Annotated in this window: 3 protein-coding genes; all 3 read right to left on the bottom strand. The window is 65.0% G+C overall.

Annotated elements, in window-relative coordinates; translation table 11 throughout:
* Positions 1-273, bottom strand: a 273-nt coding sequence (locus tag ABVB68_RS36785; protein WP_353605572.1) for a hypothetical protein, incomplete at its 3' end; no start/stop codon positions are given.
* A gap of 106 nt (positions 274-379) precedes the next feature.
* Positions 380-796, bottom strand: a complete 417-nt coding sequence (locus ABVB68_RS36780; RefSeq protein ID WP_350834936.1) for a hypothetical protein — start codon at positions 794-796, stop codon at positions 380-382.
* Between the two features lie 94 nt (positions 797-890).
* Positions 891-1,303 (bottom strand): NYN domain-containing protein (locus ABVB68_RS36775; protein ID WP_353605571.1); only part of this gene is annotated, 413 nt, incomplete at its 5' end.

Here is a 1,303-nt window from a genome sequence, read left to right as displayed (position 1 = left end):
GGCGCTCAGATCCCGCCAACCGTCGACTTCGAGGGTGCCGCTCTCGCACTGAAGATCACTGCGGCTCAGATACGCTGTCCCGGTGTCTATCTGGTGTCCGTCGCGGTCGTGGCCGGCGATCCGCACCGGGATCCGGTGGCGATCGAGGCGGGTGTTCCACCAGTCGAGGTCGACGAGGGCCATGTCGTCGAGCACCGCAAGACCTTGATCGCGGGCGCTGCACCACCGAACGCAGTCGTCGGGAACGGTCAACGGTTCATCACGGGGGTCCATGGGAACATCGTGACAGTACCCACCGACAGTCCAGTGTGTTCGGAATCTGTTGCAGCACTGCATTTTTTCGCGCCGGTGCTCTGGTGTTCGTCGGGGTCGGTGTGTGTCAGCTTCGCGGCGTGGCGCAGGAGTGGTCGTACTTCGTCCAGAACCGTGCCCGCAACCGGTATCGGATCTTCTCGTCCAGGTCGTACTTCTGGGTGACGTCGCAGGCGTCCCGCAGAAGTGCGCGGTCGATGTCCGGTGGAATCGAGGGCCGCGCCGCCTGAAGTTCGAGTTGGTCCTCACCGGTCGCGCTTTCCTGAAACGCTGTGAGAACGCGGGAGACGACGTCGTCGATCAGTGGGCCGTGCTCGTCGTTGTCGTCACCGTACCCGTGCGGGTTGTGGGCGGGCGATCCCGTTGAAACACTGTACGCCAGAACCGATGTCGGTCGCGGCGTTGTCGGGGTGTGCTGAGGCCTCGCGAGGTCGAGGGGAGTGCGAGTGGGCGGGTGCGCCGCCGCTGCGGTCGTCGTCGACATCGACGGCCGGTGCGGGGGTCTCGGCGCCGGCCCGGGGTGGCGATCGACTTTGACCACTGCGGCATCGAGCGCCGCGCCGTCGATGTTGTCGAGGTCATCGGCCGCGGACCAGATGCCGGCTCACGCCGTGCGCTTTACCGTCGGCGGTCGGTACCGCGAGCAGCAGGACCTGCACTCCGTGCACCTGGGCCTCTTCGACTGCTTCGGCGAGGTCGTCGTCGCCGGAGACGAGGAAGAACACATCGGATGCCCTGTTGCGGGCATGGGCCACCAGGTCGAGGCCGATCCGAAGATCGACGCCCTTCTGCTCGCCGTTGACGCCGAACCGTCCGAGTCGGAGCTTCACTTTCGGGAGTTCGCCGATGCGTTCCTGCTGCGCGTCCGGGATCCCGTTGCGGGCAGAGTCGTACCAATACACCCGCAACATCGGCAGTTCGAGTAGAGCGCCGGCGAGCCTTTTCGATGTCCTTCTCGGATTCCTGGCCGAATATTGTTCTGAAATACCAA

Source organism: Streptomyces sp. NPDC096012, from assembly GCF_040426375.1.
Classification (GTDB): domain Bacteria; phylum Actinomycetota; class Actinomycetes; order Streptomycetales; family Streptomycetaceae; genus Streptomyces.
The sequence above is the reverse complement of the archived record's forward strand: the minus strand, read 5'-3'. Positions and strand labels throughout refer to the sequence as shown.

What these genes read in the sequence shown, in the direction of transcription:
- ABVB68_RS36780 (WP_350834936.1), bottom strand. Translation starts at nt 796, where the DNA reads ATGTCGACGACGACCGCAGCGGCGGCGCACCCGCCCACTCGCACTCCC.